Raw genomic sequence first — 26569 nt, 5'->3', positions numbered from 1 at the left:
TCTATTAATTGTACTCGACGAGAAAAAGAAGCTAATTCGGTCCGACGTTCGATTCACGCAGACTCCTTGAGCCGGTCAGTCCTCGCTCGTGTCGGTGTCCGCGTCGCCGTCGGCATCCTCGTCCGCTTCCTCGACGACGTCTCGGAACGCGTTGAGGATGACGCGTTTCGTCACGGCACCGCGCGTCGTCCAGTGGTTCGCATAGTCGAGCATGTCGTCGTAGATGTCGGGCTTGCAGCCCGCGGCCTTCGGATGGCCGCCGCCGTTGACCTTCCCCGCGACCTCGTGGCACAGTTCGAACTCGTCGGTGCCCCGAATGGAGGCCGAGCCGGCGGGTTTGACGATCACCGAGGCGTCGGCTCCCTGCTCGCGCATCGCTTCGGCGACCTCGTTTTGTGAGCAGCGGCCGTAGGTAATGCCGACCGTGTAGCCACCGATCTCGCGAAGCTCCGCCCGGCCGACCGCCTGGTCGATGAGCGCCTCCTTCTCGACGCGGCGCTCGGCGATGTAGTCCGTGACCCACTCGGGCAGGTCGACGCCGTACTCGCGGACGACCTCAACGTACTCCGCGGGGTCGGTCCAGTAGGCGTAATCCGCCAGATCGTCGCTGCGCGGGTCCTCGCGCAGCCAGAGGTCGTGATCCCGGGTGACGGCCGCCAGTTCCTCGTACATCGGGCTAAAGTCGTACTCGAGCGAGCGATAGACCACGTCGGCGCTGCACTCCTCGTCGGAGTCGCCGACCACGAGGTCGACGCCGGCGTCGCGGACCGCCTGCGCCACGTCGTCGCCCCACTGGTGGTGGTCGTACCACGCGACGCGGTCTGCGGTTTCGAGCGCGGCCGCGAGTTCCTCCTCGACGTACTCGTAGCGATCCGGCGCGAGGTCGCAGACGAAGCAGTCGATCCCCTCGTCGCCGAACTCGGCGACGCGAGCCAGCGCGTCCTCGACGTTGTGGGGGCTCGCGGGGATGAGCGCGACGTTGTGGGGCGTCGGTTCGGGTTCCTCGAGGGGCTCCTCGGCGTCGCCGGCCGCGATGACGACGTTCTGTTCGTCGGCGTCGTCAGTCGCGTCGGCGACTGGCTCCGGCTGGTTCGCATCGTCGTCGTCCTCGGCTGCATCCTCGTCGGGTTCGGGCACGTTCTGTATGTCGCCGTAGGCCTCTCGGATGAGTGCGACGCAGGCCAGTCCGTCGGCGTCCGGGTCCGCGATGACCGCGACCTCGGCCCCCTCGAGGGCGGCTGCGGTCTGCTGGTCCTCGAGGTCCTCCTCGAGCGTATCGGGCAGGAAAAAACCGGTTCCTGGGAGCACTGATTTCCGGGCGAGCGACAGATCGCCGCTCTGAATGAGTTCGTCGTACATGGTACGTGCTGCGTGACCGGCGGGGAAGTAACCGCCGGTATCGTGAGACGCCGGGCCAGCGTCCGTCGCGTCGGATCAGGCGTCGGCGGCTAGCGCTTCGCTTGGGGTATCGTCATCGTCGCCCGTTGGCTCGAGTTGGCGCACCGTCAACACGGGGACGGGCGAGATACGGACGATCCGCTCGGCGACGCTGCCGAGCAGGAGGCGATTCTCTCCGTGGCGACCGCGAGTCCCGGTCGCGACGACGTCCGCATCGATCTCGCGGGCGTACTCACAGATTTCGGCGGCGGGACGCCCCTTGCGGATCTCGGTCGTCACTTCCCTTTCGGCGCGCTCCTCGACCGTGGCGATCGCGGCGTCGGCGGTCGTCTCGAGGGCGGTACGGAGTTCTTCCCGGAGCTGCTCAGGCGAGGCGTCGACTTCGCTGGCGTCGACCACCGAGAGGGCGTGGACGTCGGCCTCGAAGCGATCCGCGAGATCGAGCGCGACGTCGATGGCCCGTTTCACGCTCTCGGAGCCGTCGGTGGCGACCACGACCGTATCGAACATATCGAGAGGTTGCGCACCTGGTTGCTTAAACGTCCCTGTTCAGGTAGCGGACCGCCATGCAAGCGGACTGCCGTGCGAGCGAGGCTTCCGTGTAAGCGAGGTCTCTGTGCGAGTGTAGTCTCCGTACAAGCAGGGTGAACCGCTCGGATCACGTGCACCGAACCGGTCGGGGACGCGTTCGGTGGGGTGGCTTTTTTGCGACGGAACACTCACTGCCGCGTATGGACGCTAGCGAGCCGTTTACCGTCGACACCGTTCTCGCACCGGTTGACGGGAGCGACGAGTCAGCCACAGCCGTCGAGTACGCCATCGCCGTCGCCGACCGCTACGACGCCTCCGTGCACGCGTTGTACGTCCTCGGACGTGGCGTCATCCGGGGATTAGACGTCGGTACGGTCGACGAAACCGATATCGCGGAGAACACGCAGGGCTTTTTCGACGACGTGAGCGATATCGCCGACGAGGCAGGCGTTACGCTCGCGACCTCCGTCGACGACGGGTTCTCCCAGACGCGGAAGACGCGCCACCCCGGTAACGTCGTCCTCGACACCGCTGACGCCATCGATGCCGACTTCATCGTCCTTCCCCGAGAACCCGTTACCGGCGCTGAGGCTGAAGTCCTCGAGAAAGCCGCCGAATACGTCCTCTCCTACGCGAGCCAGCCCGTCCTTTCCGTGTAGCCGGATGGAGCAGCGACTGGCCGAACCTCAATCGTCCCCGTCGAGCAGGATCGCCATCTCCTGTTCGAAGCTCTCTGTCCCGGTCGATTCGAATCCGACTCGTTCGTAGAGGGCGATCGCGGGATTGTTCCAGCGCTCGACGGTCAGCCAGACGCGTTTGATTCCAATCTCGCTCGCGTGGCCCAGTAGCTGCTCGAGCAGGACCGTGCCGATTCCGGCCCGCTGATAGGTCTGGAGGACGAAGATCGCCAGCTCCCACTCGATGTCCCCCTTGTGCTCGACCGTCGATAGATCGTCGGTGTCGGGGACGAGCATCGCGTGACCGATTACGTCGCCGTCGTGTCTGGCAACGACGTTCACGCTGTCCTCGCCGATCGCCTCGAGCCAGTTGCGGATGCGATCCTCGCCAGTCGGCGGAATCCCCTGCGCTCGGTCGGTGGGATCGAACTTGCGGTACATGTCGACGACGTCCTCGAGCGCCTCGGTCGCGAACGCCGCCGGTGCGCGGAACTCGATCGACCGACCCTTGCCGTCCTCGATAGTCGTCGGCGGCGAGGGGAACGGACCGGACGGTTCGTCCGGATACTGTCGCGTTCCGACCATCGTTATCGCACCAGCTTGACCGTTGTCGGGGCGTTCAATAGGACGAACTCCGTGATTGGTCCGAGCTGGATCTTCCCCATCGGGCTCAGGGTGCCGCCGCCGATGACCAGCTGATCGAACTCGCCCTGTTCGGCGTAATTGACGAGTGCGCTCCCGGGATCGCCCTCGAGTTTCTCGACCGGGATGTCGTCGAGACCGACCTCCTCGAGCCGGTCGACGGCCAGTTGGTACGTCTCGTCTTGCGATCGTTTCGACTCGGGTTTATCGACGACGACGATGGTGAGCTCGTCGCCGACGTCTCGCGTTCGCTCGATGGTCTGGTGGAGCGTTTTCACCGACTCGTCGCTGCCACCCAGACCCAGCAACACGTTCATACGGGTGACTGTGAGCCGATGGACGAAAACGGTTGTGCTGATTTCCGGACTCGAAACGCGGTTGCAGCCCGTTCGGGTGGAACAGCGTCGCATACGTTGTGCATGACGACGCTGTTAAGAACGTGTAGTGAATACGTTCACGGAATGAGTGATGCGGCGCTCGATGTCGTTGAGTTTCTGCTCACGACGAGCGTGTATTCGGACGACCGGACGCTAGACGAGAACGACCTCCCGCCGTCGTTCCGCCAGGTATACTGGACCGGCGGCGTCGACGACGAGAGTGGGAGTGATGACGGGAACGAGGGAAGCGGCGGCAGTCCCCGAAAACCCGCCGGAATCAGTCGCCCGCTGTCAGTCACGACGAGTACTGCACGTGAGGCGACCGACGTCGACCAGCCGTGGGACGCCGTCGCCGACCTGATGTTCACCGAGCGCGACGAGTTCTCCGGCACGATTACCCTCGCCCAGCAGGACATGGCCGAGGAGTGGTTCATCGACCGCGTCGGCGACGAGCGATTGCTCGAGAACCCGACGCTGGCGAAATACTTCGCGAATCACGAGGCGTACGACGTCGGCGTGACCCACGAGGAAGCACGCGAGCAGAACCGGCCGATTCAGGCCGATCGGGTCTGGATCGACGGCCTCCTCAACGAGTACTTCAACGAGGACGACGACGAGGAGATGCTCGACCTCGTGGAAGTCCGCGCCCCCGAAGAGGTCGAGATCACGCTCGACGACCTCGTCCTCACGAAGGATCAGGAGAACGAACTGGACAAAATCTCGAAAGCGATCGAACACCGAGACTACCTCGCGAATATCGGCCTGCGTGAGATCGGCAAACTGCTGTTCGTCGGGCCGCCAGGGACCGGGAAAACGTCGACTGCACAGGCGCTGGCCCGGGACATGGATCTGCCGTTCGTCGAGGTCAAACTCTCGATGATCACCTCGCAGTATCTCGGCGAGACGGCCAAAAACGTCGACAAGACCTTCGAGGTCGCCAAACGGCTCTCGCCGTGTATCCTCTTCATCGACGAGTTCGACTTCGTTGCCAAGACCCGCCGCAGCGACGAACACGCCGCGCTCAAACGCGCGGTCAACACGCTGCTCAAGAGCATCGATAACATCTCGCTCATCGATGACGACGTCCTGCTCATCGGGGCGACCAACCACCCCGACCAGTTAGACGACGCCGCCTGGCGGCGCTTCGACGAGATTATCAACTTCCCGAAGCCCGACTCCGGCATGCGGGCGGACATCCTCGGTCTCATTACTCGAACGATGGACATCGACGAGTTCGATCCCCACCTCATCGCCGAGGTCACCGAGGGGCTGACCGGGAGCGACCTCCGAATGGTGCTCCGGGAGGCCGTCCTCGAGGCGCTGACCGAGGACCGCACGACGCTGACACAGGAGGACCTCCTCGACGCCGTCGAGGAGTTCGAGGAGCGCGACACCCTGAAGAACATGGACATGATGGGTGGCGACCACGACGCGCTCGTCGCCGGCGGAGACATCGATGCGGCTAGTGATGGCGGTGAGCCGGCCGACCATTCGCACGATCACGACCACGATCACTGACGCCTGACCTGAACCGAGTCCAATCTAATATCCCTCCTTTTGCTCCGATAGTAGTCCTATTGACTCGTTTCAACGAGATTTTCCTCACAGTCGTTCAATAGCGGTTCTCTACGTCTCGCTTAGACTGAGAAACTGGCACGCGGTGGCGCGCGCTGTGGCGCGGTGAATGCCAATGAACCGCGGCTCGAAGCCGTGCGAGGGATGAGCGAACGCCGAACGGCGTGAGCGAATCGGCTGGGGAGGGCGTGGCGATTCCCTGTTGCCACGATAGCGAGACGCCTTGTCTCACTCAATTCCATCAGCAGACGCTGTTCCAGATACGGGAAGGCTGAACAACGCATAAAAACGCAACTAGCAGTGTCGCACGGATTCTCATCGAACGATCGTCACGGGCACGGGAGCCTGCCGAGCGACCCGTTCCGCGACGCTGCCGAGCAAGACCCTCGAGAAGCCGGTTCTGCCGTGGCTGCCGACGACGATCAGGTCGATCGCGTTCTCCGTCGCGTAGTCGACGATGACGTCCGCCGGCTGCCCGGTGACGACCGCTGTATCGATCGAACAGCCCTCCTCGGCCGCGCGATCCTCGGCCGACGAGAGCAGGTCCTGGGCCTCCTCGCGCTGGCGCTCGAGTAGCGCATCCGGACCGAGGTGTGCGACCTCGCCGTACCCGCTGCTCGTCGGGTCGACGGCGTGGAGAACCGTGATCTCGTCGTCGCCGTGTTCCCGACACGCAAACTCGAGTGCCGCCCATCCCGGTTCCGAGTCCTCGAGGGCGACTAATAGGTGCATGTGAACTACTAGGCGGACGACCTACTTGAGTGTCATCATTTCACATACTGTGGGCGTCCGCTCGTCGGTTCGTCCCGGTGACGACTGCGCAGGGTCCACACTCGTCGCCTTACTCCGAGTAGCCCTCTTGCAGGAAGGCCCCCTCGGTCTCGTACATCGCAACCAGTTCTTCGACGAGTTCCTCGGGTGACTGGCCCTCCTCGCAGTGGTTGTCGAGTCGCTCCTTGAGGTCGTCGCTGATCTCGAGTGTCTGTGTCATGGGTAGTGATCGCGCGGCGAGGGCGCGTCGGTCGAAGTATCGACGACCGGTGTCAAATAGTCCGGGGGCGCACGGATAGCTTCCTCTGGCCAGCAGCTGCAGGCGGTATATGCCGCGCTCGTTCAGGCTGACGTTTCGCATCCAAGCCGCCATCCCGCATCCGAGCCATCATTTCGCGTCGAACCGACATTCCGATCATCGAACCGGCACGGGACGGCCGGTCACTTACCCGGGCGGTCGCCGTAATCACGGATATGACAGCACCACTGACTGACGACGATGTCGGAAAGACAGTCGTCGATGTCGCTGGCAAGGAACTCGGTATCGTCGCCAAAGTCGACGGGCGCAGAGCCTTCGTCGATCCCAACCCCAGCGTGGCGGAACAGGTACTCGCGTCGGTCGGCTGGGAGGGCGAAGACGAGGAGGACTACGTCGTCACCGAAGACATGCTCGAGCGGGTCGACAACGAGGTCGTTCTGAGCGGGGAGCTCTAGGCAGTCGCTTCTGGGTGACCACTGACGGGTCCCTGGCACGGCTCTCGATTCTCGTCAGCAGTGCCGGATCGAAGAGCGACGAGGCCATCGGATCGGAGTGACGGGTTCAACTCGAGCAATAGGCCCGGCTCGAGCGACGACTTTGACTCGAGGAAGAAGTGGAACAGAAAGAAACGGGGTATCGTCGAGCGGACCGTTCCCGCTCACGGATCCTCGTCGTAGACGTCGGGGTTCTCCTCGCCCTGAACGTCAATGACGCCGAGAGCGCCGCGGTGGACAACCCGCGAGAGGGCGTGGTCGACGAGCTTGACCGGCCCGGGGACGGGGAACTCCATCTCGCCGGCGATGGTGGTGCCGGGCGCGACGGGAGTCGTTTCGACGTTCTTCGCGGGTTCGCTCAGCAGGTCGCCGTCGCGGTAGAGGTTGCTGAAGACGTTCCCGATCGGGTGGAACGAGCTCAGCAGGTTCGGGCCACCGTTGGCGAAGTAGACCCGGGCGGTCTCGCCGGTGTTGGCCTGCATGGGGCCGACGCCGTCGGCGGTGAAGCCGTAGGCCTGCCCGTTGAAGATGACGTAGGTGGGTTCTTCGCGCTTCATCGCGTCGTGGTCGAACTCGTGGTGACCTTCCTCGCCGACCTCACCAGCGGTGTAGATCTCGTGCTGGCCGAGGTAGAACTCGTTGTCCACTTCGGGCAGCCCGTCTTCGGGTTCGACGAGGATCGAGCCGAACATGCCGCTACTGATGTGGTAGTCCATGGCCGGGACCGCACAGTGGTAGATGAACACGCCGGGGTACTCCGCGCGGAACTCGATCTGGGTCGGGTCATCGTCGGGAGCGATCGTCGTCGCGTCGGCACCCCCGCCGGGGCCGTAGACCGCGTGGAAGTCGACGTTGTGCATCGCTAGGTTCATGTCCTCGGGGACGTCGAAGGTGAGGGTGACCGTGTCACCCTGGCGGACCCGAATCATCGGCCCCGGCACCTGCCCCTCGAAGGTCATGTAGTCGAACGTAACGCCCGGTTCGATTTCAGCGGTCACTCGCTCGGTCCGAAGCGTCACGTCGTGCGTGCGGGGCTCGTTCCAGTCGACCGGTGCCGGAACGTCCGTCGGATCCCGCGCGATCCGTTCGATGTCGACCGCTTTCGTCGCTTCCAGTCCGTCCTCATCCGCAGGTTCGCTGGTTTCCGCACCGTTCCCCTCCGTGCTGCTACCGAGACAGCCGGCCACTGCCAGCGCGCCGGTCGCTCCGATCGCCTGTACCATCTGCCGCCGGTTGATTTGAGTTGCGGTCATTGTCCTACTTGCATATAGTGGTGGACATATGATCAACCATCACGACGGTTCCCGACGAATAGTAATCTGATCGCGGAAACCCCGCATATCATGGGCAGTTAAGTACCCCCCCCCTCTCACCGAACGGTGCGGTAAAAGCGGGTTCCGACCGCTCGTTCCTCGTTCGACGACGGTTCGCGGCCCGCGACTCGAGGCGACCGTCAGACCGAACACGATACCGACCCACAGTCGACCTATGGAACCCAGCGAGCTCCGTGAGACGATGCCCGCCCTCGAGTCGAGCGTCTACTGTAACTGGGGCGCCGGCGGCCCGAGCCCGCGCCGGGTCGTCGAGGCGGCCGAATCGACCCTCGAGCACCACGAGTACGAGGCCCCAACAGCGGAGGGGATGTACCCCGCGGCGTTCGATGCCTACGAGGAGGCGCGAGCGGCCGTCGCCGACCTGCTCGGAGCGTCGCCGGACGAGATCGCGCTCACGCAGAGCACGACCGACGGGATCAACCGAGTCGCGGGCGCGTTCGACTGGGACGGGAACGACGTCGTCGTTCGGACCGATCTCGAGCACTCCGCGGGGATCCTGCCGTGGCAGCGCCTCGAGCGCAACCACGAGGTCGAGGTGCGGGTGCTCGAGACCAGCGTTGCGTCTCCGACGCAACGAGCAGACGGCGAAGCCGTCGACGAGGACGGACGGCTCGATCTCGAGGCGGTGAAAGCAGCCGCCGAAGACGCGACGCTGTTTTGTGTGAGTTCGCTCACCTGGACCCACGGAACGCGGCTACCGATCGAAACGATCGTCGAGATCGCCCACGACGCCGGTGCGCTGGTGCTCGTCGACGCCGTGCAATCCCCCGGGCAGGTTCCGGTCGACGTTCGCGAGTGGGGTGCCGACTTCGTCGTCGGGGCGGGCCACAAGTGGCTGCTTGCCCCCTTCGGTGCCGGCTTTCTGTTCGTCCGCGACGGCGTCGAACGGGACCGCGTCCCCGCGGCGATCGGCTACCGGAGCGTCGAGGATGCGAACGTCGGCGACTATCAGTACGCGGCGGGGGCGCGGCGATTCGAGGTCGGGACCGCGAGCCCGGCCCCCCACGCCGGACTGACCGAAGCGATCACGATCCTCGAGGAGATCGGACTCGAGACGATCCACCGGCGAATCGAACGCCTCACCGATCGGCTCAAGGAGGGGGTTCCGGACAAGCGATTGCTGAGTCCGCGAGCGTCCGAGTCCGGACTGGTGACGATCGCCGTCGACGACCCCGAGCGGACCGTCGAGCGGCTCGCTGAGCAGGGTCTCGTGATCCGACACCTCCCGAATCCGGACGCGGTTCGCGCATCGATCCACGCGTTCAACAGCCGGGCGGATGTCGACGCGCTGCTCGAGGCACTCGACGAGGAGTTCAGATAGCGCGACCGCCTATTCGGAGTCCGTCTCCGCCGATTCGGCCGCGACCTCGACCATCGTCTCTCGCTCGTCGTCGAAGTACAGCGGCGCATCGGCGTCGGCCTCGAACTCGACGATGCGGGTCAGTGCGTCCCGTCCGTCGTCCGCCGTCGCTGCGAGCTCCTCGGCCAACTCGGTGTAGCCGGCAGCCAGTTCCTGAAACGCCTGCATTCGGGTCTGTTTGGCCTCGACGAGGAGTTGCTTCTCCTCGAGTTCCTCCTGTAACTCCTCGATTGCCGCGACGTCGACCTCGCTCGCGTCCGGCACGTCCGCGGTCGACGGCGTTTCGGTCCCTTCGACTCCGTCCGGAAGCGCCTCGAGGCGCGATCGGATCTCGGCCATCTCCTGGTCGATCTCGTCGAGTAGCTCGTCGGCCTCCTTGCCCATCGTCTCGACGCTCCCCGAGAGCAAGCCGGCCTGCGTCCGGCAGTACTCGACGAATTCGTCGACCGCGAGTGTTTCCGCGGCGTCGTCGGTCATGGGTTCCCTTGGGGCTACCGGCCGAAGTCACTTTGGTCCGGGTACTGCTTTCCAGACTCGAGATCGGGTCACAGCGATCACGGCTCGGGAAGCGGTCAGTCGATTCGGTGACATGGGGCTCGAGACGCGAAGTAGACGTTTCGGAGATGATTGCCAACGCTGCTCTTAGCTGGCTGTCGCTTGACGGCGGGTTTGTACTTGGAACGTACCGATTCGGTCAGTAAAGGTGAAGGTGTTACTAGAGCGGCCACCCACATCCCGGATAAATATCAGAAACAACCTGCTGGATATAGAGCGTGTATGCAATCGGTGGCCATAGATTGTAAGATAGCAGGTGGAGTAACTCTGCGAATTGACCCTACAATGATCAATAAGCCCGAAGGGGAAGATTAGTACAGAGAACGGCAACGCCGACGGCTACCCGCCAATAAGAAACTCAAGACGGAGGAAGCCGGATAGCAACAGAATTAGGAGTACGAGAATTCCCGCGAAGCGGAGTACGCCCGCCGCCTGTCGCCGGTTCTCGGGGAGGGACTCGGCGATTCCGAACAGCGCACTTCCGACGATAAGGAATAGTACCCACAAGAATTCTCCAGCGTCGCCGACACTCGAACCATACACGAATATGCACAAGAAGGTGAGCGACAGGCCAAACTGGATGAGTGAGTTGGGATGGCCTTGTGGCTCGTTGAACAGAACGTCGCTGATATAGGGGACCATAAGTGATGCATTCATGCTAAAGATACAAAATGATGACTCAATGTGATTCCAGTGGAACGTCCTCTCCCGTGCTACGCGATTCCACTGCAGGAACTGGGAGGTAACATACTGCGAGATTTGCGCCCTCTATTTACCACGACCCATTATGACCTGTCCATATTTTGTGAGAAATAGCGTGCTGAATAGAGAGGGTATATTCAGCACGGGAGATACAATTGGAGGAAATACAATGAGTGCTATCTACCACCAAAACAGTCATAAATGTGTATTTTACAACTATAATATGGTTAGACTCAGATTTGCGTTTGCCGCCGGCATTTTTGCGGTTCTTGGTACAGCAGTCACGCAATTAATACAGCTAACTTTCATCGAATCTGTTGTGGCGAACGCAGCTATAGAGGGTCTTTTCGTAGGAGCAGTCGTCTATCTTGGTCTCAAAACTCTCGAACGATCCGTGGATTCACAGTAGTTCACACTCAGTATGATGGGCATGGGCTACCCTGCACCCATAGTTACCGTCGTCTTCAGAATTCAATAGTCGCAACAGACGCGCTCTGTACTCAACACAATTCTCACAATCCCACTGGCATCTGATAGAATTACAGCGGTAAGTTCGCAAGTTCACATAGCGAATTGCTGTTCTTCTTTGCAGGTAGTTCAGGGTAGAATCCCCTGTGTAGACTACCTACCTATTGTTCAGTTCTACGTCTGATACTTGTCTCAAAGCCCCAGAAGGCTTCCTATATTGAGTATGTCATAGAGGGTAGCGGCTGCAAGTCCGATAGCGGCACCAATAAGGACTTTCCGCATTATGTCCATTAGTGTACCAATTGATACTTATATGTTTTAGTCCTGACGATAAGTCCGGACATATAGTGAACGGGCTATTCACTAAAATAGCTGAAAAGGGGTTCAGCGGAGTTGGAACGCTATTTCTTGTGCGTGAAGATGACCGCCTGATCGTCCGCCGATCCCACGCACAGATCCAGCTGTTTCGAGAGATTGAGGCTCGTCGGATTTTCCTTGCAGACGATGAGATCGTCGAACTGGGAGCCACAGGCCGGGCAGGAGATCGCCACCGTGTTCTGATAGCTCTTGATCGCCTGGTTTTCCTCACGAAGCGTTACCGAGGCCACGAGTTCGTCGAAGTCGACGTCGTCCATACGTCCCCTTCTCGCTCGGCGTTCATAAAACGGGAGAGAAGCGGGATTCGATTCGTGTCGCAGATTACGTGCTGATCGCGACCGATCGACGATGGCTCCGAGACGGTCACACATAGGTTGGTAATCGGTAGCACGGCAGTGAGCTTTCAGACTCGTTAAGGCCTTCCGGCTACTGACTCTGGTACAATGAATCTGGAACCGTATCAACAGGACGGACAGTCCCCCGCTGCGATCGAACGATGAGCAAGGACACCATCGAAGTACGCGGCGCGGAAGAGCACAACCTCAAGGATATCGACGTCTCGATCCCTCGAGAGGCCTTTACCGTCGTCACTGGCCTCTCGGGCTCGGGCAAGTCATCGCTCGCGTTCGAGACGGTATACGCCGAAGGCCAGCGGCGCTACATCGAGAGCCTGTCGGCGTACGCCCGGAACTTCCTCGGCCAGATGGACAAGCCCCAGGTCGAGACCGTCGAGGGCCTCTCGCCGGCCATCTCGATCGACCAGAAGAACGCCGCGAACAACCCCCGTTCGACGGTGGGGACGGTCACGGAGCTCCACGACTACCTGCGCCTGCTCTACGCCCGCGTCGGCACGCCTCACTGTCCCGAGTGCGGTCGCGAGGTCGGCGAACAGAGCGCACAGAACATGGTCGAGCGCATCCTCGAGCTGCCCGAGGGAACGAAAGCCAAACTCGCCGCGCCGGTCGTTCGCGACCAGAAGGGTGCCTTCGAGGACCTCTTCGAGGAACTCGTTTCGGAGGGGTACGCCCGCGTCGAGATCGACGGCGAGGAGTACGACCTCACGATGGACGATCCCGATCTCGACGAGAACTTCGACCACACCGTCGACGTGATCGTCGACCGCGTCAAGGTCAGCGCCGAGGACCGCCCCCGCATCATCGACAGCGTCGAGACGGCGCTCGACGAGGCCGAGGGCGTCCTGAAGGTCATCCTCCCGGACGCGCCGGCGGCGGTCGCGGAAGACCTCGGCGAAGCGGCCCGCCGAACCGGCGCGCTCGGTGACGAGACCGAGGAGGACAACCGCTTCGTCGTCGAGTTCTCCAAGGACCTCGCCTGTACGCACTGCGGGATCGACGTCCCCGAGATCGAAACCCGTTCCTTTTCCTTCAACTCGCCCCACGGTGCGTGTCCCGAGTGCGAGGGCCTAGGCGAAACCAAGGAGATCGACGAGGACCTCGTTCTGCAAGACGAGTCCAAGCCGCTCAAGCACGTCTTCGAACCCTGGAGCTACAACCGATCGTACTACCAGACCCGGCTGGACGCCGTCGCGGAGCACTTCGACGTCTCGCTGTCGACGCCCTTCGAGGACCTCGAGGAAGACATTCAGCAGGCGTTCCTCTACGGGACCGACGGGAAGGTCCTGTTCAAGCGGCGCACCAAGAACGGCACCCGTCGGAAGAAAAAGCACTTCGAGGGCGTCATTCCCAATCTCGAGCGCCGGTACCTCGAGACTGACTCCGACTCGACGCGGGAGCACATCGAGGACTACATGTCGGCCACGGCGTGTCCGGCCTGCGACGGCACGCGGCTGAAGCCCGCCTCGAGAGCGGTGCTGGTCGACGGCACCTCGATCACGGCGATCAACGGGCTGTCGATCGGCGACGCCCTCGAGCACTTCGAGTCGATGGAAGCCGACCTCACCGAGCGCGAGAAGGTCATCGCCGAGGAGATCCTCAAGGAGATTCGGGCGCGGCTCGGATTCATGTGCGAGGTCGGTCTCGACTACATCACGCTCGACCGCGAGGCCTCGACGCTGTCGGGCGGCGAGAGCCAGCGCATCCGCCTCGCCACGCAGATCGGATCTGGCCTCGTCGGCGTGCTCTACGTGCTCGACGAACCCTCGATCGGACTCCACCAGCGGGACAACGACCGGCTGCTGGACACCCTGGAGGAACTGCGCGACATCGGCAACACGCTCCTCGTGGTCGAACACGACGAGGAGACGATGCGACGGGCGGACGCCGTCATCGACATGGGGCCCGGCCCCGGCAAGCGCGGTGGCGAGGTCGTCGCCAACGGCGACGTCGAGGAGGTCAAAGCGACCGAAGGATCGATCACCGGCGACTATCTCTCGGGCGAGCGGCAGATTCCGGTGCCCGACGAGCGCCGCGACCCCGAGGGCGCACTGACGATCCGCGGCGCACGCCAGCACAATCTGAAAGACCTCGACGTGGACATCCCGCTGGGCTGCTTTACCGCCATTACGGGTGTTTCGGGCTCCGGCAAGTCCACCCTCATGCACGACGTGTTCTACAAGGGGCTCGCTCGCCAGATGAACGACAACACGAGCGTGATTCCCGGGGAGCACGACGCCCTCGAGGGGCTCGACCAGATCGAAACCGTGCGGCTGATCGATCAGTCGCCGATCGGAAGGACACCCCGGTCGAACCCCGCGACGTATACCAGCGTCTTCGACTACATCCGGGAGCTGTTCGCCTCGACGAAGCTCTCGAAACAGCGCGGCTACGAGAAGGGTCGGTTCTCCTTCAACGTCAAGGGCGGCCGCTGCGAGGAGTGCGGCGGACAGGGAACGGTGAAGATCGAGATGAACTTCCTGAGCGACGTCTACGTCCCCTGCGAGGAGTGCGACGGTGCTCGCTACAACGACGCCACGCTGGACGTCACCTACAAGGGCAAGACCATCGCGGACGTGCTCGAGATGGAAGTCGAGGAGGCCTACGAGTTCTTCGAGTCCAACTCCCAGATCCGCCGGCGACTCAAACTGTTGAAGGACGTCGGCCTCGGCTACATGACGCTCGGCCAGCCCTCCACCACGCTGTCCGGCGGCGAGGCCCAGCGGATCAAGCTCGCCGAAGAGTTGGGAAAGAAGGACTCGGGCGAAACCCTCTATCTGCTCGACGAGCCGACGACGGGTCTCCACAGCGAGGACGAGCGAAAACTCATCGACGTGCTCCACCGGCTGACTGACAACGGCAACACCATCGCCGTCATCGAGCACGAACTCGACCTCGTCAAGAACGCCGATCACGTCATCGACCTCGGTCCCGAGGGCGGGGAGAACGGCGGCGAAATCGTCGCCACCGGCACGCCGGAGGAGATCGCGCGAACCGAGGATTCCCACACCGGTCGCTATCTGCGGGATCTGCTCCCGAAGATCGACCTCGAGGGCCCGCGCGGCGAGCGCGTCGAGCCGATGACGGCACCGATGGACGACGACTGAACGCGCCGTCCACGTCTCACGGAGGCGATCGGTGATAGCGACCCGGGCCTGGCGCGGCGATCCGAACGATTAACGACGGTGGACGGCAACGCCGCTGCCATGAACGCGGGAAAGACGATCGTCCGGCGCGGGCTCACCGGTAGCGGCGTCGCGACGCTCCTTCTGGCCGCCAGTTTCGTCGTCCTGGGCTCGCCGACGACTCCGTCGACACTCCTGCTTATCTCGTGGCTCGTCGTCGTCGGGAGTGCGATGGTCGCCGCCGGACACCGCGAACGGGTCTCGATCGGATCGACCACCCTCGGCTGGCCCCGCGTCGCCGCGATCGCCATCGCGCTGCTGGCGATCGGATGGGCCGCAGTCAGCGTCGCGGGCCTCCTCGCGAACGAGACCGTTACTGGCCTCGGCCCGCTCGAGGCCGTACTCACGGTCGGCGTGGTCGGCTACTTCGCGTGGTTCGCCCGCGAGTGCTGGGTCGGCGGCGCGTCCCTCGACGAAGAGACGTTTACCGTCGACTGAGCGCTCGATCACGAACGAATCCGGACCGTGCTTCTCCCGCTCGCACAATCAGCCGCCGACAGTGCCGTACCCGCTCTTTTCCGTGATGCCATTGTCGGTGCCGACATGAGCGCACGCGACCGGGAACTCGCCACGACCGCGGACGGCGAGGAGAGCCAGTTGACCTATCAGAAGATAACCGAATCGCCGCTCAAACGGTGGCTGTTACTCGACGGCCACCGGCTGGCGATCGCCGGGATCCTGTCGCTCGGCCTGTACGCCGCCGTCGTCGCGCTCTACGCCGTCGACCTGTTCCCAGTGACCGATGCGGACGCCGTGGTGACGCTGTTCGGCTCGCTCGTCGGCGGGACACTCCCCTTTATCACGATCGTGCTGGCGATCAATCAGCTGGTGCTCTCCCAGGAACTGGGCTGGACGCCCGACTTGCGCGACCGGTTCGAGGGAATGACCGACTTCCAGCGGGACGTCGAGGAACTGACCGCGTCGGGCGTCAGTCCGGCGTCGCCGGCCGCGTTCCTGAACGTGATCGTCACGGCGACGGTGGACCGCGCTCGGCGGCTTCCCGACGCGCTCGCGGCCGACGCCGACGCCGACAAACGGGACGAACTCGAGCGCTTCATCGTCGCCCTCGAGTCGGACGGACGGGCCGTTTCCGACGCGCTGGAGGACGCCGAGTTCGGGACGTTCGAGGCGCTGTCAGCCGTCCTGGGTCACCATCAGGGGAATTACTACCACGCGGCGCGGACGTTCCGCGACGACTGGGGAGCGGCCTTCGACGAGACGGAGCCGCTCGAGGAGCTGATCGAACTGCTCGGCTACCTCGCGATCGCCCGGCAGACCTTCAAGACGCTGTACGTCCAGCACGAACTCGCTGTCCTCTCGCGGATGCTCCTGTACGTCGGCTTCCCGACGCTGGTCGGGGGCGGGCTGCTCCTGGTCTCGTACGCGAGGATTGTCGCAGCAATCTCGAGTACGTGGCTGCTGCTCGCAATCGCTGCCGGCGGCGTCGTCCTCGTCTTCCTTCCCTTTATGGTCCTGCTGAGCTACGCGCTTCGGATTGCGACGATCGCGGCTCGGACCGCCGATTTCGGGCCGTTCGTCCCGCGTTCCTCGAGCTGACGCCGGCCGATGCCGCGGTCTCTGCGCTCGTCTGCACGTCTCCGTGCCTCCTCGTCTCCGTGTCTCCTCGTCAATTCGGAGAGCACCTGTCGGGAACAGAGACAAGGCGGTCGCGGGACGACTGTCACGCATGGTATCGAATGACATGAACTCCGGAGAGCCGGAGCCGACGCCGCTCGAGGCGGATCCGACGGACTCGTTCGATCTCGAGCACACCGAGCGGGTCCGCGTCGGCGTCACGCGCGGGGAGACGGACCTCGAACTCGGACCGCCGCGGGACTATCCCGACCGGGCCGACATCTCGGTGCGGCCGGAGTCGAACGGCGGCGATGAACGCGGGAGCCACCGCGTCGTGTTGAGTATCGACGCGATGGCCGGCGATCACGGGACGGGCCACGCCGACGCGGAACTGACGCCGGCGGAGGCCCGCGCGCTGCGCGACCAGCTCGACGAAACGGTCCGCTGGATGACCGAGGACGACCGCGAAAACCCGTCCGAACGCGACCACGATTCCGACGGCGACTGCGAGAGTACTGGCCGCCAAAACTGAGACGAACCGCTAGTTCCGACCGATGCGGTTTCGCGCGATTGCACAGCGCTGCGTGGAGTAGTGGCTGTCCACCACTGAGCCACTGACGGGTACCTCTCCAGGGGCTCGAGCACCGGTCAGCCGGTCAGGTGGGCGAACCGGCTACTGCCGTCTCTTTCTTTGCGTCAAACTCACCGGTCCCCTCTCTATTCGTCCGGGCTTGGCGACTTCACGCGCGAGATGTAGCCCGCCAGATCGGACGTCGTGACCATCCCGATGACGCCCTCGTCCTCGTCGACGACGGGGAGATGGTGGAAGCCGCGTTCGACGATCACGTCCGCGGCGTCACGGATGCTGTCCTGGGCCGTGGTCGTGACGATGTCCGTGGTCATGTACTCCGAGACCGGCGTCTGATCCTTCGGCTGTCGTTCGGCGACGATTCGGACGAAGTCCGTGGTCGTCAGGATCCCCTCGAGTTGATTTTCGTCGTCGACGACGACGACCGATCCGATTCCGTTGTCGAGCATCGTGTTGGCGGCATCCTCGACGAGCGTGTCTGGAGCCACTGTCTGTACCGCCGAGGACATGACTCGAGCGACGAAAATATCGTCCATGCGGGACAGTACTCAGTACTCACTATAATGAGTATCGGAGTAGCGACGCACGAGCCTGTCGTGACCCTCGCCGCGGGTCACAGGATGCGAGCCGAGCGCGCGGAAACGTCCGCCGAGAGCCGAGAATAGCCTCGCGTCCGTCGGCGACGCCGACGGACCGGTGGTCGCTCGCGGTGCCGACGGAGCCGCGTGCCCTCCAGACGAGCAACCGGCTGCGTGAGTAACTCAGTAGCCGAGCGAGAGCGTGTTGTTCGCGGCGATCATCGAGAGTGACAGTCCCATGACTCCCGCGAGGAGGCCGAATGCGGCCGTCCAGCCCAACAGGTCCGCAGTCGCGCCGACGGCGACGCTCCCGGTCGCACCGAGGAGCATGTACGCGGTCCGGACCAGCCCGAATCCGAGGCCGCGCTCGGCGTCCGAGAGGGCGTCCATGAATCGCGATTGCAGCGGCGCACCCCAGGTCATCGCGACGCCGACGCAGGCGACGCCCGCGACGGCCATCGCTAGCCCGTCACCGGTCACCAGCGTCCCGAAGCCGGCCAGCCCGGCAGTCATCGTGATCGCGGCGGCGAAATCGCGGGAGTACCGATCGGAGAGCGCCCCGATCAGCGGCTGTACGCCACCGTTGACGAGAAAGTACAGCGAGAACAAGAGGCCGGCTCTCGTCCGAGAGAGTCCGTATCCGACCTCGAGAAAGGTGGGGAGAAACGAGGCCGTCGCCTGCCAAGTGAACGCCCCGAGCGCGCACAGCGCCGTCGTATAGGCGAGCGTCGGCCGGGTCAGCAGTCGTGAGAGCAGCGAGACGTCGACCTGTTCGCGGAGCCGTCGATCGGGGTGACGGGGCTCTGTCGGACGGACCCGAAGGGCGAGGACGACGACGATCGGAATCGCGACGGCGGTGCCCACGGCGATCGCGGCCCGCCAGCCGTATCGACTGGCGGCGGCCGTCGCGACAACCGGTGCGGTGAGGCCGGCCAGCGGTGCGCCCGAGACGTGGATCCCGATCGCGCGTCCGGTCCGGTCGAACAGGCGGGTGAGCAGCGTCGTCGCAACGCTGTAGTGGAGCCCCGCCGCCGCGCCGAGGACGACGGCGAACGCAAAGAACGCGCCGAATGTGGGCGACACCGCCAGCAGGGTGCTCGCGGCAGCCGTCCCGCCGATGGCGGTCAGGATGATCGTCCGCTCGCCAAAGCGATCCCCGAGCAGCCCGCTCGGGAACTGTGAGAGCGCGTAGGCGGCCCACATGCCCGAGAGCGCCAGTCCGACGGTGCCGGTGCTGACCGAAAACGCGTCGACGACGTCGGGGACGACCGGGCTGATCACCAGTCGAGCGGTGACCGTTGCGAAGAACGCGAGCGTACACAGAACGAGGACCGTGTTCCTGTACGCCCAGTTCACTCGGGGCCGTATGCGGACGACCCGAAAGCCGGTTTCGATCGCGGTAATCCGTCGAGCGGAATCGCGCTGATGCCGTAATTTAAATAGGAACTCCGTCATACTCGGTGACGTACCGACTGATGACCCCCGAATCGCCCGACCTCGACGGACTCTGTAAGCTCTTCCCCACGCCGCCGCCGAGCACGACCGTGTTCGCGTCCGTCGCCGCGGAGTACGCCGATCTCGCGGACGAGTACGGCCCGCGGAACGTTCTCGTCCTGAAACGGCATCCGGCGGGGCTCGAGTCCCTGACCGAATCGCTGGCGGCCGCCGACCGCCAGCCGGGGGAAGGTCCCCGTTCTCCTCGCGTCGAGTCGCTCCCGGAACACGCCTCGAAGACCATCGAGGAGTACGATCCCACGCTCAACCGCCTCGAGTACGAGGAGCGGATTGAACTCATCTCGCTGGTGATCGACGGGGCGAGCCGATCTGTCCCGGCCTACCTCCAGCGCGCCGCCGCCCACGAGAGTTTCGCCCGCGACGTCGGGCAACTGCTGCTCGCGGCGACCCGCCAGCGGATCCGACTCGACGATCACGACGACCTCCACGACTGCCTGGCCTTCCTCTACGCGATGAACGACCGATTCCACGCCGAGCTCGACGACCGGGGCTACGTCGAGCGGGCGGACGTGATCCCGCAGGCCGTCGAGCGACTCGAGGCGGACGCGGACGGACTCCGAACGCGAGTTACCAGTTCGTTCGACGCCGTCCTCGCCGTGGAGTTCGAGGAGTACCGCCGGCTCGATCGCCGCTATCTCGCGGCGCTCACCCGTGACGCCGACCTCGTCTGTCTCGGCGAGCGCCACGCCAGCGTCGAGCGGACGCGCGTCGAGCCGGGCCGCATCGACGATATCGCGACCGACGCAGGGCTCACGGTCGAGACGCTCGAGCCCGAAGCAGTACGTGACGGGGATACCGACACCGAGCCGCCACACCAGCCGATCGCACGGTTTCTCGCCACGGGCACCTCTCCGGATCGATCTGCAGATATCGGCAACGGAGCGGGGTCGCCGAATGCCGACTCGACGGACGGTGACCCGCCGGCAGCCGACTCAGTGGACGCGGACCCGGCGGGCACGCACTCGTCAGAGACGGACTCGAGGGGCCGAGCGCGACGCATCCGCACCGGCACCACTCGCGAGCAACTCCGAGCGGTCGCGACCGAGATCCAGTCGCTACGCGACCGCCACGTCTGGTCGTACGACGAGTTCGCCGTCGCCGTCCCGCGGATCGAACGGGTCCCAGAGACCAGACGACGGCTCCGCGACGCCGGCGTCCCGACCGCCACGATCGGCACTCCCTCGCTCGCGGAGGATCCCGCGGTGAACGAACTCTACGCGGTCGTCACGTGCCAGTGCGAACGGGAGCGCGATGGCAACGGACTCGAGCGGATGGACCCCGCCGATCCGGCGCGGGACTCGAGCGATCCGCAGGCGGCCTCGCTGGACCGGCTCCGGGCTCGAGTACCCGAGTTCTCGCCCGACCTACTCGCGGAGACCGCCGGCTCGAGCGTCCGTCGTTCGCTCGAGCGCTGGATCCGCCAGACCGATCTGAAGGGGCGGATCGCCCGCGAAGAAGCGTGGGTCGACGCCCGCGAACAGTACGAGGGCGTTCGTCGCGTGCTCGAGATCGCCGGCTTCGTCGAGGAGACGGATCTGATCGGGCCGGACTGGCAGGGTCTGCGCCGGATGCTCCGGCGAACGATCCAGTACGACGCGCCATACGTCCACGCGGTCGAGACGCGGCCGCCGACCGGCGGCGTCACGGTCTGTGCCGTCGACGACCTGAAGTACGACTCGCGAAAGGCGGTCTTCCTGCTGGATCTGATCGACGAGACCTACCCGGGCGAGCAGTTCCTCACCCAGCTGTTCCCGACGGCGTGGCTCCGGGCAATGCCGGCCTATCCCGCAGTGACGAATCCGTCCCTCGAGTCGATCGCGGACACGTTCGCGACGGTCGACGTTCGGAAGACGACAGCGTCGTCTTCCGCAGCCCAGCAGAACGCAACGCGTTCTGCGGACGCCGCCGGTATCGGCGACCCCTTCGAGACCTACCACGCCCAGCGGTCCCGCCGGCGGCTCGCGCTCGGTGCCCGCGCCGCCGAACGCGCCCTCTACTGCTGTTCCTACGAGCGCGGTGCCGGCGGCCTGCGCCGGAGCTACGACGAGTCGCGCTACCTGCAACTGATCGACGCGACGCCCGGACTCGAACTCGAGGACGTCGACGCCGCCGCCGACGCGGCGATCCACGGCGAGACGAACGCCCTCGAGGCGCTGCTCGCCCAGCCCCGCGGCGAACTCGAGCGCGTGCTCCGAGAGGCCAGCACCGGCGGCGAGGCCGACCTCGGCGAAACCGAGGCGCTGTTCGAGGAGATCGCAGTGGTGCTCGAGGACGGGGATATCGACCCCGAACTCGCCGAAGCAGTCCGCTCGCAGTTCGAGTTCGCCGCGGGTGAGGTGGTCCGAAATGACTGAGACCGACGGCAACGCCGACGCCGCCACGACACACCCCGCGCTCTCGGTCGACGGCCTCCGGACCGCGCTGCACTGTCCTCGTCGGTACGAATTCGCCCACGTTCACGGCCTCGAGGGGAGCGAAGACGACGTGGTCGACGACCGCGTTTCCCTCCTGCGAAGCGCTCTCTGCGACGCGCTCCGGAGCGGCGAGACGGAGCGGGAGGCGCTCGAGACCGCCGCCAGCGACCGACTCTCGACGCTGTGGAACGACCACGACGAGCGCTTTCACTCCAGGACGCAGCGCCGCCACGAACGCCGAGTGCTCGAGGCGACGCTCGCCGCGTATGCGGAGCGCGTCGGGGCCGACCACGCCGCGGGGATCGCCCGGCTGGACGCCGAGGCCGCCCGCGGCGAGCTGATCGGGCCGGGATTGCCGCTCTCGGGGACGAGCGAGCTATCCACGCAGGCGGTCGAACCGGACGCGGTGACGATCGATGCGACGGTCGACTACGTCTACGGCGACGGCTCGTCGATCGTCGGCGTCCGGTTCGTCCCGACGCTCGCGCCGCTCGGTCGCCTGCGCTACCGCTCCGACTGGACGGGCGACGTCGAGGAGCTCTTCACCGAGCACTTCGACGCCGATTCGACGACGTTCGAACCGGCTCCCGTCGGTGCACTCTTCGAGACCGCCGTCGTCCTCGACGGGCTCCGTGCCCTCCGCGACCGGCTCGAACTCGGCGATCGGACCTGCCGATACGTCCAGATCCCGCTGGCCGATCGGTCGGGAACGGCGGTGAACTGGGTCCGCGAGACGGTCGAAACGAGCCTCGAGATCGTCGATCTGACCGACGTCTACATCGACCACCACACCTTTGGAATGACTCACGAGCACCGAAACGAGACCGTTGACGATCGACTCGCAGCAGTCGCTGCGAGCCTGCTGTCGGGACCGTTTGATCCGTCCGATCGGTGGGACCGGATCGCGGACAACTCCTGTCCGGACTGCGAGTATACCGTCTGCTGTCAGGAGTACATCGCCGAGGAGGTGCGTTTCGATGGCTGAGGAGTCCCGGCGAACCGACCGCGGTTCGGGCTCGGAGCGGGATCGCGAGGATGCGGCCGATCACGAGGAGGAGCGCGGACCGAACCGGGATCGCGACGGGGTCGCGTTCGCGTCCGCCGCTGACATCGAGCCCAAAGGAAATCAGGAGGCGGTCATCGACAGCCGCGCGGCCTGTACCTCCGTCGACGCGGGGGCCGGCACCGGGAAGACGACGACGATGCTCGTCCGGATCGAGCGCGCCATCGAGCGGGGCGACGTCGATCCCGACGACGTGCTCGTGTTGACCTTCGCGAACGAGGCCGCCGCGAGCATCCGCGCAGCGGTCTCCGAGCGACTCGATCCCGACGCGGCGGCGGCGATCAACGTCTACACCTACCACTCCTTCTGTTACCGGCTCGTCCGCGAGTACGCCTACTATCTGGGCTACTCGCCCGAGTTCGACGTCGTCACCGAACGCACGCGACGGCGACTCATCGGTCGGCTGCTGGCCGAAACCGACTACGGCTTCGCGGCCGCCTCGAGACGCAACGACGGCTCGCCGACCGACCTCACGGACGCGGTCGACCGGTTCATTCAGGCGATGAGCCAGGAAAACATCGCGCCCGAGCAACTGCAGTCGGGACTGCCGCCGGTGCGCACCCTCGAGCTGTGCAACGAGTTCGTCCTCTGGCTCGAGCGAACCGCCGACGAGGAGCTGTCCTTCGACAACGAGGCACTGCGCTACTTCAATCGGGACGAGCACAGCGAGGCGGCCCGGGAGTCGCTGATCGACTACGGAAAACTCGTCTCGTACTGCCGGGAGAAGATCGCGGAAGCGCCGGCGGCCTTCCGCGACGACGACTTCGTTCGCGACGTCGATCGCTATCTCCGGGTGCTCCAGCAGTGCGTGACGAACACGATCGAGGCGCTCTTGCTGGACGAGCCGACGACGAAACACCTGCCGCGGGCGCTGTTCGGCAACCAGATCTGGGGAACGGCGACGAGCCGGATCGAACAGACGCCGTTCGGTCGGCTGAAACACTACGTCGAGTTCCTCCGGCTGGCCCGCCACTACACCGACGTCTACGCGGCGTACCACGACGCCCTCGAGGCCGAGCGGGCGCTGGATTTCGACGAGCTGGTTCGGACGGCGACCGGGCTGCTGGATGACGAAGCGATCGCCGACGAGATCACCGGCCAGTGGACGCAGGTCTACTGCGACGAGTTCCAGGACACCGACGCGACCCAGTTTTCCCTCCTCACCGAACTCACGGACGGCCCGGACCGACCGGACCTGCTCGCGATCGGCGACAAGGATCAGGCGATCTACGGCTGGCGCGGCACCGACCGCGAAGGACTCGACCGGCTGGCCGACGCCTACGACGACCACGAGGCGATCGAACTCGAGCTCAACTTCCGCTCCCGTCAGGAGATCCTGGACCTGACCAACGGCTGCGATTACGGCCCGCAGTCCTCGAAGACGCTCCGGGAGGACGGCCGGACGCCCGGCACCTACGACGAGGACGAGCCGCCGGACCGAGTCGTTAAAGTCGAGAGCGATCGGGTGCCCCAGTCGACGTCCGAACAGGTCGCGACGACGGTCTCACGGCTGCTTAACGGCGAGGCCGCGAACGTCCCGCAACGCTCGCTGGGCGATATCGCGATCATCGTTCGGACCAACCGCCACGCGCAGGCGGTCGCGGACGAACTCCGGGAGCTGCGGATCCCCTACGAGATCTCCGGCTCGCCCCGCGGCGAGATTTCGCCCGGCATCGAGACGGTGCTGTCGTACCTCCGGGTCCTCGTCGAGCCGGACGCGGACGCCCACCTTCGGCGCGTGCTCCTCTACCGATATCGGCTCACGGAGACCGATCTCGCGACGCTGCAACGGCGCGACGGGTCGCTGTACGACGCCGTGATGGACCCCGATCCGGACGCGCTCGATCTCGAGCAGCCCGATCGAATCGAGCGAGTGCGAGACCATCTCGAGGCGCTCGAGCGGTTCCGAGACGTCTACCCGCTCTCCGGATTCGTCCGCCGGTTCCGGGAGCTGACCCGGATCGAGTGGTTCTGTACGAGCGAAGAGCGGGCGGAGTTCGACCGCCTCGAGCGATTCGTCGAGGCCTACGACACCGACGGGGTCGTCCAGTCGCTGTCGACCGACTTCGTCGACGCGCTCGCAGCGACGCTCCGCGGCGGCGGAAACGATCGAACCCGCGGGACTCGATCGGCCGACAGCGTCGACGTGATGACCGTCCATCAGGCCAAGGGGCTCGAGTTCGACACGGTCCTCGCCCCCTATCTCACGGACGAGGAGTGGTGCGTCGACGGCGACTACGTCGAGCGGGCCCGATACCGGCTGCTGGCCGCGACGCTCGACGCCGACGTCGATTCGCCCTTGCTCGCAAATCTGGCCGCCGAGCGGGTCGGCGAGGAGTGGCGGGTGCTCCACGTCGCGCTCACCCGTGCCGAGAACCACCTGTTCCTGTTCGGCTCGGAGTACGAGTACGACGGCGACGAGGACGAACTCGCCGCGTCGACGGCCGAGGCCTGTCTGGCGAGCGACATCGAGTGGTCGGTGACCGGCCAGCGAATGGACCTCTGGTCGTCGCTGACCGCGAGCTTCGAGCGGGTTCGGGAGACCTACCCCGAAACCGTGGTCGATCGCACCGATGAGATCGCCGCTTCGGCCGGCGAGAGTCCCGGGACGATCACCTACTACGCCGACTACGGCGACCGCCCCGTCGAGCCCCTCGAGACTCGGGAGGCAATCGAGACCGTCCATCGATTGGGCCGGCAGCTCCGCGATGGCACGCTGTTGCCGGCAGCCGATGCGGCCAGCCACGGTGGAGATCTCGGCGAAGATGGGGCAGACGGGGGATCGCAGATCCGCGCGCCCAGCGGTCGCCGGCCGTCCGCGCTGACGACCGACACCGTTCGCTTCCCGGTCGAGACGCTCGCGTCCGCGACCGAGCTGCCGGTCGCGATGCGCCACAGCTACTCCGCGATGGACACCCACGAGACCTGTCCCCGGAAACACTACCTCGATCACGCGGTTCGTGCGATCGACGATCCACTCGCGGCGGCTGTGGCGGGTGGAAAGCGGTCGCCGGAGACGGGCGGCGAGACCATCTCGTCGACTGAGACGAACGGCGGAGCGCCCGAACCGACCGACGACTCGGCCTCGCGTCTCGTCGGAACCATCTTCCACGACGTCGCCGAGGAGGCCTTCCACCGCGAGTACCGGACCCGCGAGGCGTGGCGCGACGCCGCCGTCCGACAGCTCACCGCGCGGGATCTGCTCGAGCACCGCGAAGCCGTCCTCGCCTGCATCGATCGGTACTTCGAGGCGGGTGTCCCGAAATTCGACCGGCCGGTCGCCGACTGGGAACCGCTGGCCGCGGAGCTCCCCTTCTCGCTCGAGGAGGTCGCCGGCGTGACGGGGGACGTGGTCGGCTACGTGGACTCGGTGCGGCGGCTCCCCGACGGCGGGCTCGCCGTCCTCGACTACAAGGCCACTGCCGAGCGGATCGCTCCCGACGAGGCCGTTCAACTGTCGCTCTACCGTCGAGCCTGTGAGGATCGGTTCGACGAACCGATCGCGGCCGTCGGTTACGTGTATGTCGGCGACCTCGACGGGAGCGACGACCCCCGTGTCGATCTTCTTGACCCCGACGCGCTCCCGCCGTGGGAGTCAGTGCTCGAAACCCTCGAGGCGGTCGACGAGCCGTCGTTCGCGGAGACGACGCCGGGCGAGCACTGCCAGCACTGCCCGCACCGATCGCTGGGCTGTGGACCGGACGAGTACGCGCTCGAGATCGATCTGGCGGGGGACGACTGAGTCGGTCCCGGAAACCGAGAATCAGGGCTGCTAC

23 protein-coding genes are annotated in these 26569 nt (G+C 65.0%); 11 read left to right on the top strand and 12 right to left on the bottom strand.

What is annotated here, in order from left to right:
• Nucleotides 1-75: 75 nt before the first annotated feature.
• Complete coding sequence (locus HYG81_RS26730; protein WP_180842686.1) at nucleotides 76-1359, bottom strand: DHH family phosphoesterase; 1284 nt, start codon at nucleotides 1357-1359, stop codon at nucleotides 76-78.
• Nucleotides 1360-1434: 75 nt separating this feature from the next.
• A complete protein-coding gene (locus HYG81_RS26725) occupies nucleotides 1435-1908 on the bottom strand; it encodes a universal stress protein (RefSeq protein WP_180842685.1) in 474 nt (157 codons plus the stop codon).
• Nucleotides 1909-2129: 221 nt separating this feature from the next.
• Here HYG81_RS26725 and HYG81_RS26720 point away from each other — a divergent pair, with 221 nt between their 5' ends.
• Entirely contained in the window at nucleotides 2130-2588 is a 459-nt protein-coding gene (locus HYG81_RS26720; RefSeq protein ID WP_180842684.1) for a universal stress protein, read from the top strand.
• A 27-nt stretch (nucleotides 2589-2615) separates the two neighbouring features.
• Here the strand turns inward: HYG81_RS26720 and HYG81_RS26715 are convergent, their stop codons facing one another.
• A complete protein-coding gene (locus HYG81_RS26715) occupies nucleotides 2616-3191 on the bottom strand; it encodes a GNAT family N-acetyltransferase (RefSeq protein ID WP_180842683.1) in 576 nt (191 codons plus the stop codon).
• A 2-nt stretch (nucleotides 3192-3193) separates the two neighbouring features.
• Entirely contained in the window at nucleotides 3194-3565 is a 372-nt protein-coding gene (locus HYG81_RS26710) for a universal stress protein (protein WP_180842682.1), read from the bottom strand.
• A 144-nt stretch (nucleotides 3566-3709) separates the two neighbouring features.
• Here HYG81_RS26710 and HYG81_RS26705 point away from each other — a divergent pair, with 144 nt between their 5' ends.
• Nucleotides 3710-5143: an ATP-binding protein gene (locus tag HYG81_RS26705; RefSeq protein WP_180842681.1), complete on the top strand. Its 1434-nt coding sequence runs from the start codon at nucleotides 3710-3712 to the stop codon at nucleotides 5141-5143.
• Nucleotides 5144-5515: 372 nt separating this feature from the next.
• Here HYG81_RS26705 and HYG81_RS26700 read toward each other — a convergent pair whose 3' ends face one another.
• The gene (locus tag HYG81_RS26700; RefSeq protein WP_180842680.1) at nucleotides 5516-5932 is read right to left on the bottom strand and encodes a universal stress protein; all 417 of its coding nucleotides are present in this window, start codon (nucleotides 5930-5932) and stop codon (nucleotides 5516-5518) included.
• Nucleotides 5933-6041: 109 nt separating this feature from the next.
• Nucleotides 6042-6191, bottom strand: coding sequence for a DUF7557 family protein (locus tag HYG81_RS26695; RefSeq protein ID WP_180842679.1), 150 nt, complete (start codon nucleotides 6189-6191; stop codon nucleotides 6042-6044).
• A gap of 254 nt (nucleotides 6192-6445) precedes the next feature.
• On the opposite strand from HYG81_RS26695, the gene HYG81_RS26690 reads away from it, so the two are divergent.
• Nucleotides 6446-6685 carry a hypothetical protein gene (locus HYG81_RS26690; protein ID WP_180842678.1) on the top strand — a complete coding sequence of 80 codons (240 nt, stop codon included), beginning with the start codon at nucleotides 6446-6448 and terminating at the stop codon, nucleotides 6683-6685.
• 203 nt (nucleotides 6686-6888) lie between these two features.
• Here HYG81_RS26690 and nirK read toward each other — a convergent pair whose 3' ends face one another.
• Nucleotides 6889-7977 (bottom strand): copper-containing nitrite reductase, encoded by a 1089-nt coding sequence (nirK, locus tag HYG81_RS26685; protein WP_180842677.1) that lies wholly within the window; start codon nucleotides 7975-7977, stop codon nucleotides 6889-6891.
• A gap of 235 nt (nucleotides 7978-8212) precedes the next feature.
• On the opposite strand from nirK, the gene HYG81_RS26680 reads away from it, so the two are divergent.
• Complete coding sequence (locus tag HYG81_RS26680) at nucleotides 8213-9379, top strand: aminotransferase class V-fold PLP-dependent enzyme (RefSeq protein WP_180842676.1); 1167 nt, start codon at nucleotides 8213-8215, stop codon at nucleotides 9377-9379.
• A 9-nt stretch (nucleotides 9380-9388) separates the two neighbouring features.
• On the opposite strand, the gene HYG81_RS26675 is transcribed toward HYG81_RS26680, so the two are convergent.
• From HYG81_RS26675 to HYG81_RS26665, 3 genes are all read right to left on the bottom strand, one after another.
• Nucleotides 9389-9895, bottom strand: coding sequence for a hypothetical protein (locus HYG81_RS26675; protein WP_180842675.1), 507 nt, complete (start codon nucleotides 9893-9895; stop codon nucleotides 9389-9391).
• A gap of 417 nt (nucleotides 9896-10312) precedes the next feature.
• A complete protein-coding gene (locus tag HYG81_RS26670) occupies nucleotides 10313-10615 on the bottom strand; it encodes a DUF8011 family protein (RefSeq protein ID WP_180842674.1) in 303 nt (100 codons plus the stop codon).
• A gap of 929 nt (nucleotides 10616-11544) precedes the next feature.
• Nucleotides 11545-11778, bottom strand: coding sequence for a DUF7385 family protein (locus HYG81_RS26665; protein ID WP_180842673.1), 234 nt, complete (start codon nucleotides 11776-11778; stop codon nucleotides 11545-11547).
• 239 nt (nucleotides 11779-12017) lie between these two features.
• Between HYG81_RS26665 and uvrA the strand changes: the two genes are divergently transcribed.
• From uvrA to HYG81_RS26645, 4 genes are all read left to right on the top strand, one after another.
• Nucleotides 12018-14981 (top strand): excinuclease ABC subunit UvrA, encoded by a 2964-nt coding sequence (gene uvrA / locus HYG81_RS26660; protein WP_180842672.1) that lies wholly within the window; start codon nucleotides 12018-12020, stop codon nucleotides 14979-14981.
• A gap of 99 nt (nucleotides 14982-15080) precedes the next feature.
• Nucleotides 15081-15497 carry a DUF7994 family protein gene (locus HYG81_RS26655; RefSeq protein WP_180842671.1) on the top strand — a complete coding sequence of 139 codons (417 nt, stop codon included), beginning with the start codon at nucleotides 15081-15083 and terminating at the stop codon, nucleotides 15495-15497.
• Nucleotides 15498-15602: 105 nt separating this feature from the next.
• On the top strand, nucleotides 15603-16616 hold the full coding sequence (locus HYG81_RS26650) for a DUF7972 family membrane protein (RefSeq protein ID WP_180842670.1): 1014 nt from the start codon (nucleotides 15603-15605) through the stop codon (nucleotides 16614-16616).
• Between the two features lie 130 nt (nucleotides 16617-16746).
• Nucleotides 16747-17166 carry a hypothetical protein gene (locus HYG81_RS26645; protein ID WP_180842669.1) on the top strand — a complete coding sequence of 140 codons (420 nt, stop codon included), beginning with the start codon at nucleotides 16747-16749 and terminating at the stop codon, nucleotides 17164-17166.
• Between the two features lie 185 nt (nucleotides 17167-17351).
• Here HYG81_RS26645 and HYG81_RS26640 read toward each other — a convergent pair whose 3' ends face one another.
• Entirely contained in the window at nucleotides 17352-17759 is a 408-nt protein-coding gene (locus tag HYG81_RS26640; protein WP_180842668.1) for a CBS domain-containing protein, read from the bottom strand.
• Nucleotides 17760-17984: 225 nt separating this feature from the next.
• On the bottom strand, nucleotides 17985-19157 hold the full coding sequence (locus HYG81_RS26635; RefSeq protein WP_180842667.1) for an MFS transporter: 1173 nt from the start codon (nucleotides 19155-19157) through the stop codon (nucleotides 17985-17987).
• A gap of 119 nt (nucleotides 19158-19276) precedes the next feature.
• On the opposite strand from HYG81_RS26635, the gene HYG81_RS26630 reads away from it, so the two are divergent.
• The 3 genes from HYG81_RS26630 to HYG81_RS26620 are packed head-to-tail and all read left to right on the top strand — an operon-like array spanning nucleotide 19277 to nucleotide 26535.
• A complete protein-coding gene (locus HYG81_RS26630; protein ID WP_180842666.1) occupies nucleotides 19277-21670 on the top strand; it encodes a hypothetical protein in 2394 nt (797 codons plus the stop codon).
• Nucleotides 21663-22715: a PD-(D/E)XK nuclease family protein gene (locus tag HYG81_RS26625; protein ID WP_180842665.1), complete on the top strand. Its 1053-nt coding sequence runs from the start codon at nucleotides 21663-21665 to the stop codon at nucleotides 22713-22715. Before HYG81_RS26630 ends, HYG81_RS26625 begins: the two co-directional genes overlap by 8 nt.
• Complete coding sequence (locus HYG81_RS26620) at nucleotides 22708-26535, top strand: ATP-dependent DNA helicase (protein ID WP_180842664.1); 3828 nt, start codon at nucleotides 22708-22710, stop codon at nucleotides 26533-26535. The genes HYG81_RS26625 and HYG81_RS26620 overlap by 8 nt, the downstream gene beginning before the upstream one ends.
• Nucleotides 26536-26569: the final 34 nt, after the last annotated feature.

The sequence above is a fragment of the Natrinema zhouii genome (assembly GCF_013456555.2).
In the GTDB taxonomy this organism is placed as follows: Archaea; Halobacteriota; Halobacteria; order Halobacteriales; family Natrialbaceae; genus Natrinema; species Natrinema zhouii.
This window is presented reverse-complemented; position numbering and strand designations above follow the sequence as displayed.

Excerpts from the sequence above, each read along its gene's own strand:
- HYG81_RS26730 (WP_180842686.1), bottom strand. The coding sequence starts at position 1,359 with ATGTACGACGAACTCATTCAGAGCGGCGATCTGTCGCTCGCCCGGAAA.
- HYG81_RS26725 (WP_180842685.1), bottom strand. The coding sequence starts at position 1,908 with ATGTTCGATACGGTCGTGGTCGCCACCGACGGCTCCGAGAGCGTGAAA.
- HYG81_RS26720 (WP_180842684.1), top strand. The coding sequence starts at position 2,130 with ATGGACGCTAGCGAGCCGTTTACCGTCGACACCGTTCTCGCACCGGTT.
- HYG81_RS26715 (WP_180842683.1), bottom strand. The coding sequence starts at position 3,191 with ATGGTCGGAACGCGACAGTATCCGGACGAACCGTCCGGTCCGTTCCCC.
- HYG81_RS26710 (WP_180842682.1), bottom strand. The coding sequence starts at position 3,565 with ATGAACGTGTTGCTGGGTCTGGGTGGCAGCGACGAGTCGGTGAAAACG.
- HYG81_RS26705 (WP_180842681.1), top strand. The coding sequence starts at position 3,710 with ATGAGTGATGCGGCGCTCGATGTCGTTGAGTTTCTGCTCACGACGAGC.
- HYG81_RS26700 (WP_180842680.1), bottom strand. The coding sequence starts at position 5,932 with ATGCACCTATTAGTCGCCCTCGAGGACTCGGAACCGGGATGGGCGGCA.
- HYG81_RS26695 (WP_180842679.1), bottom strand. The coding sequence starts at position 6,191 with ATGACACAGACACTCGAGATCAGCGACGACCTCAAGGAGCGACTCGAC.
- HYG81_RS26690 (WP_180842678.1), top strand. The coding sequence starts at position 6,446 with ATGACAGCACCACTGACTGACGACGATGTCGGAAAGACAGTCGTCGAT.
- nirK (WP_180842677.1), bottom strand. The coding sequence starts at position 7,977 with ATGACCGCAACTCAAATCAACCGGCGGCAGATGGTACAGGCGATCGGA.
- HYG81_RS26680 (WP_180842676.1), top strand. The coding sequence starts at position 8,213 with ATGGAACCCAGCGAGCTCCGTGAGACGATGCCCGCCCTCGAGTCGAGC.
- HYG81_RS26675 (WP_180842675.1), bottom strand. The coding sequence starts at position 9,895 with ATGACCGACGACGCCGCGGAAACACTCGCGGTCGACGAATTCGTCGAG.
- HYG81_RS26670 (WP_180842674.1), bottom strand. The coding sequence starts at position 10,615 with ATGGTCCCCTATATCAGCGACGTTCTGTTCAACGAGCCACAAGGCCAT.
- HYG81_RS26665 (WP_180842673.1), bottom strand. The coding sequence starts at position 11,778 with ATGGACGACGTCGACTTCGACGAACTCGTGGCCTCGGTAACGCTTCGT.
- uvrA (WP_180842672.1), top strand. The coding sequence starts at position 12,018 with ATGAGCAAGGACACCATCGAAGTACGCGGCGCGGAAGAGCACAACCTC.
- HYG81_RS26655 (WP_180842671.1), top strand. The coding sequence starts at position 15,081 with ATGAACGCGGGAAAGACGATCGTCCGGCGCGGGCTCACCGGTAGCGGC.
- HYG81_RS26650 (WP_180842670.1), top strand. The coding sequence starts at position 15,603 with ATGAGCGCACGCGACCGGGAACTCGCCACGACCGCGGACGGCGAGGAG.
- HYG81_RS26645 (WP_180842669.1), top strand. The coding sequence starts at position 16,747 with ATGGTATCGAATGACATGAACTCCGGAGAGCCGGAGCCGACGCCGCTC.
- HYG81_RS26640 (WP_180842668.1), bottom strand. The coding sequence starts at position 17,759 with ATGGACGATATTTTCGTCGCTCGAGTCATGTCCTCGGCGGTACAGACA.
- HYG81_RS26630 (WP_180842666.1), top strand. The coding sequence starts at position 19,277 with ATGACCCCCGAATCGCCCGACCTCGACGGACTCTGTAAGCTCTTCCCC.
- HYG81_RS26625 (WP_180842665.1), top strand. The coding sequence starts at position 21,663 with ATGACTGAGACCGACGGCAACGCCGACGCCGCCACGACACACCCCGCG.
- HYG81_RS26620 (WP_180842664.1), top strand. The coding sequence starts at position 22,708 with ATGGCTGAGGAGTCCCGGCGAACCGACCGCGGTTCGGGCTCGGAGCGG.